Source organism: Acidovorax sp. sif0632 (assembly GCF_019218805.1).
GTDB lineage: Bacteria > Pseudomonadota > Gammaproteobacteria > Burkholderiales > Burkholderiaceae_C > Acidovorax > Acidovorax facilis.
On sequence record NZ_JAHUWW010000003.1, the window covers coordinates 1 to 18529 of the forward strand.

Below are 18529 nucleotides of genomic sequence, written 5' to 3' on the forward strand. Positions count from 1 at the left end.
TTGTACAACCACCAGCTACCGCTGTCAGCGCTCAAGAGCAGTACGCCGATGCAGGCGATGAAAGAGTGGTACCAGACCCACCCGCACCTGTTTCTCAAGCGACCATATGATCGTCCGGGATGCGACACGTAGCTTGTATAAATTTCTTGTAATTGCCGCATTGAAATCTTCCGCCTCTTTGCTGCTCTTTGTTAGCCCTTTTCTTAGGTATCTCGCAGCCATTAACGCACTCGGCTCATCTACAGCGCTTAGCCTGCCAACTAGTTGTGAAATGGCTTCGTCTGAAGCGGATTTATCATCGTTGAACTCCTTCGTGAGATAGGTGACGAAAAGAGAATTCAGTAGCGTATTCCAGTCTGGCATTCCAGCGCTGCTGGATACTCCCGCACCCAGAAATAGGGTGAATTGACCTTTTTGGTAACAATCTTTCAACTGACTCTTAATGCGGTCGCGTTCTTCTCGCCAATCAATTGCCGTTTTCTCTGCTGCCGATGCGAGCCTTAGGGAAAATAGATTTTTACTTATCTCGTTGGCTTTGGCTTTGTGTTTGTTTGCGATTTTATTTAGATCATCGACTCCCCATATAAATACATTAAAGGGAAAGTTTTCGACTGCCGCTTCCGCAAGCAGCAGCTTTTTTACCTCAGTTGGTATCGCTCTACCGCAAACAACCACCAAATTCTTTATTGCGGCTGGATTTGGTGTTGTCGCCAAATATCGATGAGTTCTTTCTAGAATAGATCGCCACGATTGGCGGGAAATTGACAGCTTTACTTCTATGGCTGTTATCCCGATAAAATCATCAAATCCCTCCCTTGCGAGTCCGTCCGCCAGCGCAAATCTCTCATCCGAGGTAGCCTCAAATGTTTTACCTTGAAGCTCAATGTGGTGCTTCAACAGATTGAGTACAAATGCCTCAAAGGCGTAATAGCTGGATGGGCCATTTGCGCGTGCGTCGTCAATAATTTGGTTAATCATTTATTGGCTCTAATATTAAGCTGAATCGTGCGGGATATTTTTGGCACTAATTCCACCTCAAGCGGTTTTTTACTTGCTTTTACGGTCGTGGAACTAAATAAAAATTCAGATAAAATTCCCCTGAAATCCGGCAACTCCAACCGAACTAACTATAGCTTGCGAAAGTGCGGAGCCGAAGCGTCGACGCCCCTTTGCGCCAGCAGCGCACCAAACCACCGCCCGCACTTGAGTATGATTCGCATCCCCTCATGCTGCGCCGCACCATCCCCGCTCTGCCTTTCCACATCGTGCTTCTGCTGGTGGCGTTGTTCAACGCGCTGGCGGGTGCGCCCTTGCATGAGGCGCGGCACATTCAGGAGCTGGTGCGCAGCGCCACAGCCTCGGCAACCGCAGGCGATGTGGATGCATTGGCAACCAGCTCCACAGCCAGCGACGAACACAGCGAAGAGACACACACCACCTGCGCCTGGTGCCTGACCCACGCGCTGGAGGCGGGGCTGGCGCATGCACCGGCGCGCCCACCGCAAGTCCCCGCAGAACCCAGCGCCGTCGCGCCGCACAGCGCAGACCCCCTCACGGCCCAGCAAGTGCGCTGGCCGTTTGCTGCACGCGATCCTCCGCCAGCCCAGCGGGCCTGACACGCTTCGGCCCCAGCCAGCCTGCGCTCCCCAGCGCATCCCCTTTTCGTTTTTGCCCTTGCATTCACCCCCGTGGGGTGAGTGCGGGCACGCGGCTATGTGCGCTTCCTCTCCAGGCGCGCCGGGCCCCGTTTTTGCGTTCATCTGCTTTTTTGGACTGGTTTGCCATGCGTTCTTCGTCTTCTCCTGATTCTTCTTCACGCCGTGCGCCCCTGCCGCGCCCCACTTTGACGGCCATGGCGGCTGCCGCCCTGCTGGCTTCTCTCCACCCCGCCTGGGCCGCAGACGGCGATGTGGTCACCCCACCCACCTTGTCTGCCGTGGACGTGGTGGGCCGCAGTGCCTCGGGCACCTATTACGCCGACGAGGCCGAGGGCGCCAAGACCAGCCTGCCGCTGCGCGAGCTGCCGCAATCCGTGCGCGTGATGTCGCGCCAGACGCTGGACGACCTGGGCGCCACGCGGCTGGATGATGTGCTGGACTATGTGGGCGGGGTCTCGCGCCAGAACAACTTTGGCGGGCTGTGGGACAACATCGCCATCCGGGGCCTGCCGGGCAACGAGAACACGGGCATGGCGACGCTGCTCAACGGGTTTTCGTCCAACCGGGGCTTCAATGCGCCGCGCGACCTGGCGGGGGTGGAGCGGGTGGAATTTCTCAAAGGCCCGGCCGCCGCGCTGTATGGCAGCAGCGAGCCCGGAGGCACGCTCAACATCGTGAGCAAGAAGCCGCTGTGGAAGGCCGCCCATTCGGTGGAGGCCTACGCGGGCAGCTACGGCCTGGGCCGGGCGGCGCTGGACACCACGGGCCCCATCAACGACCGGCTGGCCTACCGCCTGAATGTGGCGGTGGAGGACAAGGGCAGTTTTCGCGACCATGTGCGCGCGCAGCGGCAGGTGGTGGCCCCGGCGTTGACCTGGAAGCTCTCGCCCGACACGGTGCTGGAGTACACGGCCGAATTTCTGCGCCACGCCACACCGCTGGACCGGGGCGTGGTGGCGGTCAACAACCGACTGGGCGCGGTGCCCGCCAGCCGCTTTCTGGGCGAGCCCGCCGATGGCGATGTGACGGTGACCAACCAGACGCACCAACTGGTGCTGTCGCACGAGTGGAATCCCGACTGGCGCAGCCGCGTGGGGCTGTCGTACCGCGAGACGGGGATGGAGGGCTTCTCGACCGAGGCCACGGCGCTGCAGGCCAATGGCCGCACGCTAACGCGCCAGCGGCGGTATCGCGACTTTCAGTCGGACGATGTGGCCGTGCAGGCCGAGCTGCAGGGCAACCTGCGCACGGGCGGGCTGGAGCATGAGCTGCTGGTGGGGGTGGAAAGCTACCGGTTCAGCATGGATTCGGTGATGCTGCGGGTGAACCCCAGCACTGCCGCGCCGTATGCCATTGACATCTTCAACCCCGTGTACGGCCAGGCCCAGCCCACGCCGGGGCGCAACACCGATACGCTGGAGAAGCAGCGCAACACCGCGCTCTATGTGCAAGACACCCTCAAGCTGGGCGAGCAGTGGCGCGTGATGGCCGGGCTGCGGGCCGATAACTACGACCAGAGCCTGCAAAACCGCATCACCAACCGCACCACGGCGCAAAGCCCTTCGGCCGTGTCGCCACGCCTGGGCGTGAGCTGGCTGCCCACGCCGGGGTGGACGGTGTATGCCAATGCGGGCAGTTCCTTCCGCCCCAACACAGGCAGCAATGTGGCGGGCAATGGCTTTGACCCCGAAAAATCCCGCGCGCTGGAGCTGGGCGCCAAGTGGGAGAGCGCCGACCAGCGCCTGGGCGCCACGGCTGCGCTGTTCGACATCACCAAGCGCAATGTGCTGACCAGCGATCCGCTGAACGCGGGCTTCTCCGCCGCTGCAGGCGAAGTGCGCAGCCGGGGCCTGGAACTGGACCTGGCCGGCCGCCTGAGCCCCCACTGGCGCGTGAATGCAAGTCTGGTCTTCAACGACGTGGAGGTGACCCGCGACAACACGCTGGAGGTGGGCGGCCGCCTGCTGAACGTGCCGCGCGTGAACGGCAGCGTGCTGGCGGTGTACGAAAACCAGTTGGCCAACGGCCAGCGCTACGGCGTGGGTGGCGGCGTGACCCACATGGGCAAGCGCCTGGGCCAGGCCCGCACGCAGGCCGAGGCCAATGCGGGCACGCCTGCGTTTGAGCTGCCCAGCTACACCACGGCCAAGCTGATGGCGTATTGGCGCCTGAGCCCCACGCTGAACCTGTCGCTGGACGTGGACAACGTGTTTGACAAGGTGCACTACACCAGCTCGTACAGCCGCGTGTGGGTGGCGCCGGGGGCGGCGCGCACCGTTACGGTGGGCCTGCAAGCCAAGTTCTGAGTGGTGCCGGTGACCTGCATGACAACACTTTCAACCGTCCCAAAACCCTTGACGCGACGCCGCGCCTTGCAGGCCCCCGTGGCCGCGCTGGCGGCAGGCGCCCTGCCCGCTGCCTGGGCGCAGGGCACACCACCTACCTCCGCCCCCGCGCCGCTGCAAATCGTCGGCCCGTGGGAGATCAGCGGCCTGGCGCCCGCCAGCAGCGGCTATGTGTTCACACGCCTGCAGGTCACCGAAACCCTGCTGGACGCTGCAGACGATGGCCAGCCACGGCCCGCGCTGGCGCGGCTCTGGCGCCGATCGGCGGATGGGCTGGTGTGGCACTTTGAGCTGCGGCCCGGGGCGCGTTTTCATGACGGCACACCGGTCACGGCCGCCGCCGTGGTGCGCAGCCTGCAGGCCGCGCAGGTGGCGCCCGCGCTGCTGAGCCAGGCGCCCATCGAGTCCATCACCGCGCCCGACGAGGGCACGGTGCTCATCCGCCTGCAACGCCCCCACACTGCCCTGCCCGCGCTGCTGGCGCATTCCAGCACCATGGTGCTGGCGCCAGCCAGCTATGGGGCAGACGGCAAGGTGCGCAGCATCATTGGCAGCGGCCCCTACCGCATTGCGCTGCTGGTGCCGCCGCAGCAGGTCGAGACCGTGGTGTTTGACGCCTACGACGGCCCGCGCCCCGCCATTGCCGCCGTGCGCTACCTGGCCGCCAGCCGTGCCGAAACCCGCGCGCTGATGGCCGAGAGCGGACAGGCCGATCTGGCCTATGGGCTGGACCCGGCCAGCCTGCGACGGCTGCAGCGCCACGCGCAAAACCCCACACTGGCGCGCCGCACCGCAGTGCGGATTGCCTCGGTCACGCTGCCGCGCACCGTCATCGTCAAGCTCAATGCGGGCATGCCTGCGCTGCGCGATATGCGCGTGCGCCAGGCGCTGAGCCTGGCCATCGACCGTGCGGGCATTGCCCTGGCGCTGATGGGCGACGAGGCGCTGGCCGCCACGCAGCTGCTGCCGCCCACGCTGGGTGCGTGGCACAACCCGCACCTGCCCCCGCTGCAGCATGACCCCGAAGCTGCCGCACGCCTGCTGCGCGCCGCAGGCTGGCAGCGCCACGGCGACGGCCTGCGCGATGCCGGGGGCCAGCCGCTGCACCTGGTGATCCGCACCTTTGTGGACCGGCCCGAGCTGCCGCTGATTGCCACCGCCTTGCAGGAGCAGTGGCGGCTGGCGGGTATGGCGGTGAAGGTGAGCATTGGCAACTCGGGCGACGTGCCCCGGGGCCACCGCGACGGCAGCCTGCAACTGGCGCTGGCGGCACGCAACTACGCCAATGTGCCCGACCCCACAGGCACGCTGGCGGGCGACTTTGCCGCCCAGGGCGGCGACTGGGGCGCCATGGGCTGGCACAGCGATACCGTGGTGCAGGCCCTGCACGAGCTGACGCGCACCCAGACGCCGCCCGAGCGCACGCGCGCGCTGCGGCAATCCATCACGCACACCCTGCAAACGGAGCTGCCCGTGATCCCCGTGGCTTGGTACCGCCAGCATGTGGCCGTGGCCCCCCGGCTGGCGGGCGTCACGCTGGACCCGCTGGAGCGTTCTTACCGCCTGACCGGCATGGAGTGGACCAACCCATGAACCCCTTGATGTCAAAACCCTGGGCCGCCCTGCTCGGCCGCAGGCTGGTGCAGGTGCTCGCCGTGTCCCTGCTGATCGGCACGCTGTGCTTTTTGATGGTGCGCGCCCTGCCGGGCGACCTGGCCATGCGCGTGGCGGCGGGCCGCTATGGCTATGACCTGGTGAGCAACGCTGCCGCCGACGCGGTGCGCGCAGAGCTGGGGCTGGACCGCCCCGGCTGGCTGGCGCTGCTGCACTGGTGGCGCGACATGGCCACGTTCAACCTGGGGCAGTCGCTGGTGTCGCAGCGATCGGTGTGGCACGAGGTCACGCACCACCTGGGCGCCACGCTGCGCCTGTCTGCCGCCGCGCTGGCCATTGCCTTTGCAGTGGGTGTGCCGCTGGGCGTGTGGGCTGGGCTGCGCCCCCAGGGCTGGGTGGACAAAGCCAGCTGGCTGATGGCCGTGGTGCTGCGCGCGCTGCCGCCGTTTTTGCTGTCGGTGCTGCTCATCCTGCTGGTGGCGGTGCAGTGGGGCTTTTTGCCTGCGGGCGGTGACGAGAGCCAGGCCAGCCTGGTGCTGCCTGCGCTCACGCTGGGGCTGGGCCTGGCCGCCGGGCTGGCGCGTGTGACCCGCGCTGCAATGCTGGAGGTGGTGGTGTCGCCCTTCTTTGAATTTGCGCGCACCAAGGGCCTGAGCGACTGGCAGGCGCTGGTGCGCCATGGCCTGCGCAATGCCGCCGTTCCGGTGACGGCCTACCTGGGCGTGCAGGCGCTGTTTCTGGTGGAGGGCGCGCTGGTGGTGGAGACGCTGTTTGCCTGGCCCGGCATTGGCCACGCGCTGGTGCACGCCGTGTTTGGGCGCGACATCCCTGTGGTGCAAGGCACGGCGTTGTGCATGGGCGTGCTGTTTGTGGTCTTCAACCTGCTGGTGGATGCGGCGTGCCTCGCGCTGGACCCTCGGCATACCCAGAAGGTAGCTGCATGAGTGCTGTGCCTTCCACTCTTTCCTCACCAGTTGGCGGCTTGGTGGCCCAGCCTCGCTGGCCGCTGCGCACCATGCTGGGCCTGACCATGCTCGGCCTGCTTGCGCTGTTTGCCCTGCTCGGCCCCTGGCTAGTGGGTGCCAGCCCGGTGGTGCAGGACCTGCGCAACACCCTGGCGCCGCCCAGCGCCCAGCACTGGCTGGGCACGGATGTGCTGGGCCGCTCCGCCCTGGCGCGGCTGGCGCATGCGGCGCAGCTGTCGCTGGGCATGGCGCTGCTGGCGGCAGTGAGCGCCGCCGTGCCCGGCACCTTGCTGGGCATTGCCGCCGCGTGGCGTGGAGGGCGCACAGAGCGAGCGCTGCTCATGCTGTCGGACTCGGTGCTCGCCATCCCCGGCCTGCTGCTGGTGCTGCTGATTGCGGCCCTGGCGCCCGGCGCGCTGTGGGCGCTGTATGCGGGCCTGTCGGCGGCGCTGTGGGTGGAATACTTCCGCGTGAGCCGTGCGGTGGCCCGGCCCGTGCTGGCGGGCGACGCGGTGCAGGCATCGCGCCTGCTGGGTTTTGGGCGCGGCTATGTGCTGCGCCGCCACCTGCTGCCCGCGCTGGCACCCACGCTGGGCACGCTGCTGGCCTTCACCACATCGCAAGCCGTGCTGGCGCTGGCCGCACTGGGTTTTGTGGGCGTGGGCATGCAGCCGCCCACGCCCGAGCTGGGCCTGATGATGACCGAGGCCATGCCCTACTACGAAGAAGCCCCGTGGCTCATTGCCGCCCCCACCGCCCTGCTGGTGTGGCTGGTGGCCGCGATGATGCTGCTCAACCCCGACCGGGAGACCGCATGACCACGCCTTTGAAATCCGACGCCCTTCTGGTCGTGGAGGGCCTGGGCATCCAGGTCGGCGGCAAGCGGCTGCTGCGCGACATCGGCTTCAGCCTGCGGCCGGGCGAGGCGCTCACGCTGGTGGGTGAAAGCGGCGCCGGCAAGTCGCTGCTGGCCCAGGCCATCATGGGCAACCTGCCGCCTGGCCTGCAGGCCACGGGCCGCATCACGCTGGACGGCACCACCACCCGCGCCGAAGACACCGCGGCGCGCCGCGCCCTGTGGGGCCGCAAGCTGGCCCTGCTGCCGCAGGAGCCTACGCTGGCGCTCAACCCGCTGGCGCGGGTGGCGCCGCAGCTGGCCGAGGTCCACCGCCTCTTGCACCGGCGCACGGCCAGCGCCGCCGCCGCGCAGGCCCACCAGGAGCTCGGCGACGCGGGCCTGGGCGGCGCAGCCCACCACTACCCCTGGCAGCTCTCGGGCGGCATGGCCCAGCGCGCCGTGGCCGCCATCACCCTGGCCGGGGGCGCGCCGGTGCTGATGGTGGACGAGCCCACCAAGGGTCTGGACGCACATTGGCGCGGCCGCATGGTGGAGTTGTTCCAGGGCGTGCTGCAGGCAGGCGGCTGCCTGCTCACCATCACCCACGACATGCAGGTGGCGCAGGCGCTGGGCGGCCAGGTCATCGTGCTGCGCCACGGGCAGGCGGTGGAGCAAGGCGACATCCACGCCGTGGCCGCCGCGCCGCAGCACGCCTTTACCCGCCAGTTGCTGCAGGCCGACCCGGCCCGCTGGCTGCCGTTTGCCGAGTCTTCGCTGGGGGAACCCGTCGTACAGGCGCATGGCATCTCCAAAGCCTATGGTGCGCAGAAGCTGTTTGCGCCGCTGGACCTGGAACTGCACAGCGGTGAACGCATCGCCGTGCAAGGCCCGAGCGGTACCGGCAAAAGCACACTGGGCAATGTGCTGCTGGGCCTGGTGGCGCCCGACACGGGCCGTGTGGAGCGCAGCGCCCGGCTGCGCCCGCATGCTTTCCAAAAGCTGTACCAGGACCCGGTCAGTTCGTTTGCTCCGCACATCAGCCTGGCCCAGTCGCTGCGCGATGCCGCCCGCCTGCACCGCTGCGACTGGAAGGCGGTGCAGCAGCGCCTGGCGCAGCTGCGTGTGCCCGAGGACCTGCTGGCGCGCAAACCCGACCAGGTGTCGGGCGGCGAGTTGCAGCGCCTTGCGCTGGCGCGCGTGCTGATGGCGCAACCGGCGCTGCTGTTTGCGGATGAGCCCACCTCGCGCCTGGACCCGATCACGCAGCAGGAGGCCATCCAGGTGCTGCTGCACGCGGTGCAAGACACCGGCGCCGCGCTGATGCTGGTGACCCACGACCCGCACCTGGCCGCCGCCGTGGGCACGCGCACGCTGGACTTTGCAAGCAGCGATCAGCCCACCGCCGCTATGCTCGCCGCATGACAGCGACACCCTCCCGCACCCTCTGGATCATCAAGACCGGCGACACCCTGCCCGCCCAACGGGCCCGGCATGGCGACTTTGAAGACTGGATTGCGGGCGGCCTGAACCAAGCCCCCGCCAGCACGCAGCTGGCGCTGCAGACACTGGACGCCCGCACCGCCATCGCATGGCCACAGCCCGGCCAGATAGCGGGCGTGGTGGTGACCGGCTCCCCCGCCATGGTGACCGACCGCGAACCCTGGAGCGAGCGCACCGCCGCATGGCTGGCCAGCGTGGTGGCGGCCCGGGTGCCCGTGCTGGGCATCTGCTACGGCCATCAGCTGCTGGCCCACGCGCTGGGCGGCGAGGTGGCGCGCCACCCCGCCGGGCTGGAGATAGGCACCGTGGCCGTACAGCGCCTGGCCGGTGCCGAGGGCGACGCCCTGCTGGGCCACCTGCCTGCCCGCTTTGGCGCCCAGGTGGTGCACGAGCAAACGGTGCGGCGCCTGCCCCCTGGTGCCGTGGCGCTGGCCGCCAACGCCCACGAGCCGCACCACGCGTTCCGCGTCGGCCCCTGTGCCTGGGGCGTGCAGTTTCACCCCGAGTTCAGCGATGCGGTGATGCGCGACTACGTGGCGTGTTTTGCGCCTGCTCTGCAACGCACGGGCATGGATGTGGCAGCGCTGGAGCAAGGTGTGCAGGCCACGCCAGAATCGGCCAGCCTGCTGGCGCGTTTTGCGCAGCTGGCGGCAGCGGCCACCGCTTGAAATCTCAATGAAATTGGCTCTAGCGCTTATCTATCAAGCGCTAACAGCTATCAATACAATAGCTCCGTCTCCGCTGCGATTGCTCTGTATTGGGCGTAGCGCCTCACCAGCGCATCACCCGCCGCTGCCCCGGCGCACCGCCAATTTCTCGGACTCAGTGGACTAGGAAGCTAGGAAGCGGGCTTCAAACACCTCGGCGGCCACCGGCCTGCTGAGCAGGTAGCCCTGGATTTCGTCACAGCCCAGCAGCGCGAGCCGGCCGCATTGTTCGTCCGTTTCTACACCTTCGGCAACCACCTTGAGCCCCAGCGAGTGCCCCATGTTGATGATCGCGGAGACCAGCGCCTGCCCTTGTGGTCCGGTGTCCATCCCCATGATGAAAGAGCGGTCGATCTTGAGGGTGTCAGCGGGCAGCGTGGCCAGGTAGCTCAGTGATGAGAACCCGGTGCCGAAGTCATCAATGGCAATCGTGATGCCCATCTCGCGCAGGGCGTGCAGGCTGCTACGGCTGTGCTCCACATCCTCCATGACCATGCTCTCGGTGATCTCCAGCTCCAGCCCGGCCCCTGCGGCCGGGTCAAAGGCCAGCGCCTCGCGCACTTCGGCCACAAAGCTGCGGTGGCGCAGCTGCAGGAACGACACGTTGACCGCCACCCGCAGCGGCGCATGGCCGGCCTGCCGCCAGCGCTGGTTGTCTGCCAGTGCCTGCCCAAGCGCCCAGCGCCCCACGTCGTAGATAAGGCCGGTTTCCTCCAGGATGGGGATGAAAAGCCCCGGTGGCACCAAGCCACGCTCAGGGTCGTTCCAGCGGATGAGGGCCTCTGCGCCTGCCAGGGCGCCAGTGGACAGGCACCGCTTGGGCTGGTAGTGCAGAACAAACTGCCCGCGCTCCAGGGCATCGCGCAGGCGGCCTTCCATGCCCAGTGCCTCGGCCACGCGGGTATTCATCTCCGACATGTAGAACAGCAGGCTGTCTGCCGATGCTTTGGCCTTGTTGACGGCGGCCTCCGCATTGCGCAGCAGCGTTTCGGCATCAGCGCCATCCATGGGGTACAAGGCCACGCCAGCCTTGGCGGCCATGCGCAGCTCGGTGCCGCCCAGCGCAAAGGGTGTATCAAAACAGGCGCGCAGGAGGTAGTCCACCGCCATGGCCACCGCGCCCGCATCGCGTGCGTCGGTCACGGCGATGCCGAAACTGTTGATGCCGATGCGTGCCACGTCGTACACATCGCGGCTGGCGTGCTGCAACCGCTGCGCGACCTGCTTGAGGAGTTCGTCGCCCATCTGCCGCCCCAGCGTGTCATTGACAAAGCGAAAGCGGCTGATGTCCATCAGCGCAATACCCATCAGAGGCCGTGTGCCCTCACGCGGGCGCAGGTGCTGGCCGGTGCGCTCCAGAAAAAGGGTGCGGTTGGGCAGCCCGGTGATTTCGTCGTAATAGGCGAGGTAACTCAGCCGGTCTTCCTTGTCGAGGTGGTCCAGGGCAAAACCGATGTCGCCGGACAGCTCTGTCAGCAGCTTCATCTCGGCCTCGTCGAAGAAACCCACCTCGTCTGCCAGCAGGGCCAGTGTGGCGGCTACCTCCTGGCCCACCAGGATGGGCAGTACCGCAATGCTGGCCACACCCCGCTGGCGCAGTTGATCGCGCAGCATCACACGCGGGTCGCCGCTGATGTCGTCGCACAGCACGGCCTTGCGAGTGCGAACCACTGCGGCGGCAAGGCTTTCACCCGGTGTGGGAACGTCAAACAAACCCAGTCGGTCGCGGATGTTGTGCACAAAATCGGCCTCAACGCCCGACAGCCCCACCGGCACCACCTGCTGCGCCGCGCGGTCCACGCGGCCGATCCAGGCGATGCGGAAATGGCCGTGCTCCACCGCAATGCGGCAGGCCTCGCGGAACAGTTCCTCGCGGTCGCGCACCCGCACGATCAGGGTGTTGATGCCGCTGAGCATCGCGTACACGCGGTTCAGGCGCTTGATCTTGCGCTCGGCCTCACGGCGCTCGGTAATGTCTTCACCGAGCGCGGCCACGCCCGTCACCTGTCCGCCCACAGAGCGCAGCACGGTGTTGTTCCAGTGCACCAGGCGCCGCTCGCCCGAGCGGGTGAGGATCTCGTTGTCGTAGTGCCAGGCCGAAGGCCGGTCCGCCAGCACATCGGCAAACACGCTGCGCACATTGCCCATCTCAGGGGGCACAAACATGTCAAACCAGTTGCGGCCAGCGATCTCTTCACGCTCCCAGCCTGTCAGGCGCAGCAGGTAGTCGTTGCAATAGGTGATGCGCCCTTCGCAGTCGAGCATCAGCGAGATCATCTCGACCTTGTCGAGCATGTCATTGAAACGGCGGTCGCTTTCGTGCAGCTCTTCCTCGGCGCGTTTCTCCCGGGTGACATCCTGGATGGTGTTGAACCAGCGGCCCTGCTCGCCCCGGCCCGCCTCATCCTCCAAGGGCTCCATCACCTGGCGCAAATGCAGCAGTTCGCCATCTGCGCGCAACAGGCGGTAGGTGAAATCCAGGCGGGCGCCTTGCTGTGCGGCCTGCAGCGCATGCTGGCGGAACATGTCGCGGTCTTGCGGGTGTACCAGCGCCAGCCACTCGCGCGCGGACTTGGGCATGGCATCGGCCCCCAGCCCCAGCATATCGGGCAGCGTGTCGAGCCAGCTCTCGAAAGCACCATCAGCACCGCTGATCACATGGGTGATTTTTGCCAGTGCCTGCGCCCTTCGCAGGCTGGCTTTGCTGGCGCGCAGCGCGTCCATGGCCCGCTGGCGTTCGAACACTTCCACCTGCAGTTGCTCGGCATGCTTCTGGATCTCGATATAAAGGCTGCCGTTTTCGTAGATACGACCCACCTGCGCGCCCAGGACGGCCAGGACTTTTTCATCGTCGGCCGTGAACGCATCTTCCCCCTGCTTGTTGGCCAGGCAGATCCAGCCATAGGAGAACGAGAGCGAAGTGATCGGCGCAATCAAGCCGGTGTGCAGTGGCGGGTAGCCTGCAGGCAGGCCGATATCGCTGGGTGCACCGCTTTCATTGACCAGCCGCTCAGAGCGGCGCGCAGCACGCAACTGCCCCAATAGGCCGTGCGATACCACGGGCAGGTCCAGCAGCCCGGTCAGCGCCGGCTCAATGCCGCTGGTGCACACGATGGAGGCATCGCTTTGCTTGCGCACCACACACAGCACCGCATACTGCGCCCCCACCAGCTCGCGTGCGCCACGGCATACATTGGCCAGCAGCACCTGCGGGTCGCGCTCGGAGGCCAGTTGCAGGTTCAGGTCGGTCAGGGCCGCCAGACGCCGGTTCATGGCCTCCAGCTCGGCGACGTTGCCCGTGAGCTTGTCCGTCATGAGCTGCAGGTGCCGGGTCTGAAAACTGTGCTCCATCGGGTGGAAGGGCTGCGGCGGCACCTGCGACAAGGCCTGCTCAATGGCCGAGGTGATGTCCTGTGGCTCGCAGGGCTTCACCAGCACCTGCGTCACCCCACAGGCCAGGGCCAGGTTGCGGGCCTCTTGCTCGCGGTAGTGCGCGCTGTAGAAGATCACCTGGGTTGCGGCGAGCTGGTGGTCTGTGCGCAGCTGGCGCACAAACTCGTACCCGTCCATGGTCGGCATCAGGATGTCGGAGATCACCAGATCGGGACGCTCGGCACGCACCAGGGCGAGGGCCTCGGCACCGTCTGCGGCCTCCAGGGCCTGGTGGCCACTGTGCCCGATGAGCGTGACCACCAGCGCACGGTTGGCCGGCAGGTCATCGACAACAAGGATCTTGGCCATGCTACCCGGGGTCCAACGTCAGGCTGCGCCCGGCGGCGCGTGGAATGAAGAACCCAGAAACGCCTCGACCTGGCTCACGAAGGTTTCGGGCGTGATGGGCTTGGACAGGTGCTCGTCAAAACCCACCTCAAGGGCCTTTTCGCGGTCACCTGGCATCGAAAAAGCGGTCACAGCCACCAGCGGCACCACACGCCACCCATGGTGCGAGCGCAGGCTTTGTGCCACCTCATAGCCATTCATCACCGGCATTTGCAGGTCGCACAGGATCAGGTCGGGCCCCTCGGCCAGCGCCAGCCCCAGGCCCAGGGCGCCGTTTTCGGCGGCCAGCACACGGTGGCCCGCGGCTTCCAGCAGGTAGGTGACGAGTTGCCGGCTGGCATCATCGTCTTCGATGACCAGGATGGTGGCTTTCATGCGCTGGTCTCCTGAAACTCCACAATGAACGTGCTGCCCTGCCCTTCGGCGCTCTCCAGCCCCACACTGCCCCCCAGCGCTTCGGCAAGCTTGCGGCTCAGGTGCAGGCCCAGGCCGGTGCCTTCGTGGTGGCGCCGGTCGGCGCTTTCGACCCGGGAGAAGGCCTCGAAAAGCCGCGACTGCTCCTGCAGCGGAATGCCAGGCCCGGTGTCGCGCACCTGAACCTGCACAGTGCGCCCCTGGGCCGACGAGGTCTCCTCCAGCACCACATCCACACGCCCCTGCGGCGTAAACTTGATGGCATTGCCCACCAGATTGATCAGAATCTGGCTGAAGGCCCGGCGGTCAGTGTGCAACTGCACGGCCTGGGCGGGGGCATACACATTAAACACCAGGCCTTTGCGCACGGCTTCGGGCTCCAGCGTGGCGGCGACCTCCGCAACAATGCTGCGGCAGTCGAGCGGCTCCTTGTGGAGCGACACCTTGTTAGCGCTGAGCTTGGCCACATCGAGCAGGTCGTTGATGAGCGAAAGCAGGTGCCGCGCCCCAGTCTGCACGATGCGCAACTGCTTGTCCTGCTCCGGGTTGAGCGGCCCCGGCAGCTGCATGAGCAAGGTGCCCGTGAAACCGATGATGGCGTTCAGCGGGGTTCGCAGTTCGTGGGACATGCTGGCCAGAAAGCGGTCTTTGACCAAGGCGGCATTTTCAAGCTCCAGGTTCTTGTCGCGCAAGGCCCGCTCGATCCGCTTGCGCTCCGTCACATCGCGGATCGCGCTGGAGACAAACAGGCCTTCTTCCGTCTCCAGCGGGCTCAGGCTGATCTCGACTGGAAACTCGGAACCATCCTTGCGCAAACCATACAGATCAAGGCCAGCCCCCATGGAGCGGGAGCGTGGTTCGGCAAAAAAGCCGCGGCGGTGCTCAGGGTGCCGACCACTGAAGCGTTCTGGCACCAGCAGCTCGATCTTCTGACCCAGAAGTTCGCTGCGGCTCCAGCCAAACAGTTTCACGGCCTGCGAGTTGACGAGCACGATGCGGCCGTCGCGGTCAACGATGACCATCGCGTCCGGCGCGGCTTCGAGCAGGTCCTTGAACTTCTGGTCGGCCCGCTTGCGGTCGGTGATGTCTCGGATCGCGCTCATCACCATCGCGCCTTCTTCGGTGTCGATCGGGCTCAGGCTGATCTCCACTGGAAACTCGCCGCCATCCTTGCGCAAGCCATGCAGCTCCAGCCCCGCCCCCATGGTGCGCGTGCGCGGCGCCCCAAAGAACCCGCTGCGGTGCCCCAGGTGCGCGCCCCGATAGCGGTGTGGTAACAGCACCTCCACGGCCTGCCCTAGCAATTCGGTCCTTTCATAGCCAAACACGCGCTCGGCCTGGGAGTTGACCAGGACGATGCGGCCTGTCACGTTGACCATCACGATCGCGTCGGGTGTGGATTCGAGCAGGTCACGGAACCGCGCCTCCAGAAGCTTGGCCTCGCGCTGGACCTTGAGCTGGGTGACATCCTTCTTGCTCGACAGAAAGTACAGCAGTTGGCCAGCTTCGTCGCGCACGGCCTTGGTGGACACGTTGACATGCACCAGCGATCCATCCTTGCGGCGGCGCACCGACTCGTGCACGGTGCTGCTCAGGCCCCGCAGGGCCTCGGCCCGGATCTCGTCTTCTTCGTGGGCCCGGTTCTCGGGAACGATGAGATCAATGAGGCGCCTGCCCTGAGCCTCTGCCGGTGCATAGCCAAAGATCGCTTCGGCAGCCGGGTTCCAGTTGAGCACCACCCCCTCAGGCGACAGCACCAGCAGCGCATCGGGGTTTTGCTCCCAATATGCGGCAGAAAAATCAGATGCCATGCAGAACTCCCTGTGGGGACCCATCCCTCTGCATCCCGTTGTTGTGTTTGTGTGCGACTGCGGATGCAAGCCCGTGCCATCGCCCGCGCGGGCCCATGGCTGGACCCATCTTAGGCGGGAAGCCTCCCGATTGCCAACTCTGAAATGCCACAGCCAGTTCCGCGCCGCCGACCATCGGGGCAGTTTGGCCCTGGGCGGAGCCCTGCAGCCGCCAGACGACAAAAAGCCCCTGCACCAACAAGGGAACAGGGGCTTGCGAAACGGCGCAAAAGCCGCGCTGGCTTACATGTGGTCGATCATGACCTGGCCAAAACCCGAGCAGCTCACCTGGGTGGCTCCGTCCATCAGGCGGGCAAAGTCGTAAGTCACTTTCTTGGAGGCTATCGACTTCTCCAGCGAACTGATGATCAGGTTTGCGGCCTCGATCCAACCCATGTGGCGCAGCATCATCTCGGCCGACAGGATTTCGGAGCCGGGGTTCACATAGTCCTTGCCTGCATATTTGGGGGCCGTGCCGTGGGTGGCTTCAAAACAGGCCACCGAGTCGGACATGTTGGCGCCAGGCGCAATGCCGATCCCGCCCACCTGGGCTGCGAGCGCATCGGAGATGTAATCGCCATTGAGGTTGAGCGTGGCCACCACCGAATACTCGGCCGGGCGCAGCAGGATCTGCTGCAGGAAGGCATCAGCAATGCTGTCCTTGATGGTGATGTCCTTGCCCGTCTTCGGGTTCTTGAGCTTGCACCACGGGCCGCCGTCGATCAGCTCGGCACCGAACTCCTTTTGCGCCAGGGCGTACGCCCAGTCGCGGAAGCCACCTTCGGTGTACTTCATGATGTTGCCCTTGTGGACGATGGTCACGCTGGGCTTGTCGTTGTCGATGGCGTACTGGATGGCCTTGCGCACCAGGCGTTCGGTGCCCTCGATGGAGACGGGCTTGACGCCGATGCCCGAGGTGTTGGGAAAGCGGATTTTCTTCACGCCCATCTCGTCCTGCAGGAACTTGATGAGCTTCTTGGCCTTGTCCGACTCGGCTTCGAACTCGATACCGGCATAGATGTCCTCCGAGTTCTCGCGGAAGATCACCATGTTGGTCTTTTCGGGCTCTTTCAGCGGCGAAGGCACGCCCTTGAAATACTGCACGGGGCGCAGGCAGACATACAGATCCAGCTCCTGGCGCAGTGCCACGTTCAGCGAACGGATGCCGCCACCCACGGGCGTAGTCAGCGGGCCTTTGATCGACACCACGTACTCGCGCAACACCTGCAGGGTTTCTTCGGGCAGCCACACATCAGGGCCGTAGACCTTGGTGGATTTCTCGCCCGCATACACCTCCATCCAGTGGATCTTCTTCTTGCCGCCATAGGCCTTGGCCACCGCAGCGTCCACCACCTTGATCATCACCGGCGTGATGTCGAGCCCCGTGCCATCGCCTTCAATGAAGGGAATGATGGGCTGGTCCGGCACATTCAGCGACATGTCGGCATTGACCGTGATTTTCTGGCCTTCGGCAGGCACCTTGATGTGCTGGTAGCTGGTCATGGAAGGGGTGTCTCCTGTGGAAGCTGAAGCAGATTCAGCAAATGGGGCAAAGCGCTCGGTAGCCAGTCAATTCTAATGACAATTTTTTGGGCAAAGTCCCTGCCAGCCTACGCGCCGCTGCTATCGTTGCGGGCGAAGCCGTGCAGGTTTGCGCGGCTTCAGATCCTCTCTTTCAACCCCTTCACTGGAAACGGCATATATGAAAAAACTCCTCGCTGTCCTGGTGGCTGGTCTGTTGGGTGCAAGTGCTTTTGCACAGGCGCCTGCAGCCGCTCCGGCCCCCGCCCCTGCAGCCCCAGCGCCCATGGCTGCACCCGCTGCACCTGTAGCTGCTGCCCCGGCACCCGTCGCCAAAACCAAGGCAAAGGCCAAGGCCACCAAAACGGCCAAAAAGAAAACCACCAAGAAGGTCGCCAAGAAAAAGACCACCCACAAGGCAGCCTGACGCTGGCATGCAGCACCCTTCGCGGGGTCATGCACATTGCTTCAAAATCGCCCGCTACTGCGGGCGTTTTCTTTTTCCGTTCTTTTCCCCTTCTTTTGCCCGCCGGTTCGGCGCCCCTTGTGCGGACGCTGCCCCCTTGTCCAGAAAGCCTTGCCCATGACCGCTTTTGCACTTGCCTTGCCTTTTTCCGCTGCCACACGGCGCACCGTGGCCGCCGCGCTGTTGACCGCTGCTGCGGGACTGCCGTTCACCACGGCACAGGCCCAGGACGGTCCCCAGCTGAATTTGCAGCGTGTGGAACTGACCGCAGGCATGCACCGCATTGACGCCCAGGTGGCCGCCACGCCCCAGGAGCGCCAGACCGGCCTGATGCATCGCAAGGAGATGCCCCAGCACGAGGGCATGCTGTTTGTGTTTGAACAACCCGCGCAGCAGTGCTTCTGGATGAAGAACACGCTGCTGCCGCTCACAGCAGCGTTTGTGGATGACGACGGCACCATCGTGAACCTGGCCGACATGAAGCCCCAGACGCTGGATTCGCACTGTTCGGCAAAACCGGTGCGCTACGTGCTGGAGATGAACCAGGGATGGTTTGCCAAGAAAAACATCAAGGCCGGCGCCAAGCTGGGTGGAGCGCTTTTCAGCCGCAAGTGACGCAGGACCACCCAGGGAATTGCGCAGATCGGTAGGCCACAGCCCCATAGGCTTTGGCCCCTGGGCCCTGCCGCTTGCCCGAGCGCTGTCTTGCCGACATCGCACTCCCAGGATCCGGGAGTGCAACTTACTATCATTTATATAGCTACCAGCGCTTATCCAGCAAGCGCCAGATGCCAAAAAAGCCTCAAAAGTCCCCAACAAAAAACGGCCCGAAGGCCGTTTTTTGTTGCCGCAGACCTCAGTCCGTCAGGAC

General features: G+C 65.3%; 13 protein-coding genes and 1 pseudogene. 10 read left to right on the forward strand and 4 right to left on the reverse strand.

What is annotated here, in order from left to right; all coding sequences use genetic code 11:
• The 8 genes and pseudogenes from KW832_RS09975 to KW832_RS10010 form a co-directional block, all read left to right on the forward strand.
• Window positions 1–132 (forward strand): annotated as a pseudogene (locus KW832_RS09975) (IS481 family transposase); the annotation flags it as partial.
• A gap of 1094 nt (window positions 133–1226) precedes the next feature.
• Window positions 1227–1616, forward strand: coding sequence for a DUF2946 family protein (locus tag KW832_RS09980; RefSeq protein ID WP_218299795.1), 390 nt, complete (start codon window positions 1227–1229; stop codon window positions 1614–1616).
• Window positions 1617–1852: 236 nt separating this feature from the next.
• Entirely contained in the window at window positions 1853–3964 is a 2112-nt protein-coding gene (locus KW832_RS09985) for a TonB-dependent siderophore receptor (RefSeq protein WP_218300369.1), read from the forward strand.
• Between the two features lie 18 nt (window positions 3965–3982).
• Window positions 3983–5596, forward strand: coding sequence for an ABC transporter substrate-binding protein (locus tag KW832_RS09990; RefSeq protein ID WP_255577651.1), 1614 nt, complete (start codon window positions 3983–3985; stop codon window positions 5594–5596).
• Window positions 5593–6561, forward strand: coding sequence for an ABC transporter permease (locus KW832_RS09995; protein WP_218299796.1), 969 nt, complete (start codon window positions 5593–5595; stop codon window positions 6559–6561). The genes KW832_RS09990 and KW832_RS09995 overlap by 4 nt, the downstream gene beginning before the upstream one ends.
• Entirely contained in the window at window positions 6558–7400 is an 843-nt protein-coding gene (locus KW832_RS10000) for an ABC transporter permease (protein ID WP_218299797.1), read from the forward strand. Before KW832_RS09995 ends, KW832_RS10000 begins: the two co-directional genes overlap by 4 nt.
• Entirely contained in the window at window positions 7397–8842 is a 1446-nt protein-coding gene (locus KW832_RS10005; protein ID WP_218299798.1) for an ABC transporter ATP-binding protein, read from the forward strand. Before KW832_RS10000 ends, KW832_RS10005 begins: the two co-directional genes overlap by 4 nt.
• Window positions 8839–9588: a glutamine amidotransferase gene (locus tag KW832_RS10010; protein ID WP_218299799.1), complete on the forward strand. Its 750-nt coding sequence runs from the start codon at window positions 8839–8841 to the stop codon at window positions 9586–9588. Before KW832_RS10005 ends, KW832_RS10010 begins: the two co-directional genes overlap by 4 nt.
• A gap of 162 nt (window positions 9589–9750) precedes the next feature.
• On the opposite strand, the gene KW832_RS10015 is transcribed toward KW832_RS10010, so the two are convergent.
• The 4 genes from KW832_RS10015 to icd form a co-directional block, all read right to left on the reverse strand.
• Entirely contained in the window at window positions 9751–13368 is a 3618-nt protein-coding gene (locus KW832_RS10015; RefSeq protein ID WP_218299800.1) for an EAL domain-containing protein, read from the reverse strand.
• Window positions 13369–13386: 18 nt separating this feature from the next.
• Window positions 13387–13782, reverse strand: coding sequence for a response regulator (locus KW832_RS10020; RefSeq protein ID WP_055396057.1), 396 nt, complete (start codon window positions 13780–13782; stop codon window positions 13387–13389).
• Window positions 13779–15632 (reverse strand): PAS domain S-box protein, encoded by a 1854-nt coding sequence (locus KW832_RS10025; RefSeq protein WP_218299801.1) that lies wholly within the window; start codon window positions 15630–15632, stop codon window positions 13779–13781. The genes KW832_RS10020 and KW832_RS10025 overlap by 4 nt, the downstream gene beginning before the upstream one ends.
• A 282-nt stretch (window positions 15633–15914) precedes the next feature.
• Window positions 15915–17174 carry an NADP-dependent isocitrate dehydrogenase gene (gene icd / locus KW832_RS10030; protein WP_055396054.1) on the reverse strand — a complete coding sequence of 420 codons (1260 nt, stop codon included), beginning with the start codon at window positions 17172–17174 and terminating at the stop codon, window positions 15915–15917.
• A gap of 199 nt (window positions 17175–17373) precedes the next feature.
• Between icd and KW832_RS10035 the strand changes: the two genes are divergently transcribed.
• Together KW832_RS10035 and KW832_RS10040 are read left to right on the forward strand one after the other, a co-directional pair.
• Complete coding sequence (locus KW832_RS10035; RefSeq protein WP_055396052.1) at window positions 17374–17619, forward strand: hypothetical protein; 246 nt, start codon at window positions 17374–17376, stop codon at window positions 17617–17619.
• Between the two features lie 156 nt (window positions 17620–17775).
• Entirely contained in the window at window positions 17776–18273 is a 498-nt protein-coding gene (locus KW832_RS10040; protein ID WP_055396050.1) for a DUF192 domain-containing protein, read from the forward strand.
• Window positions 18274–18529: the final 256 nt, after the last annotated feature.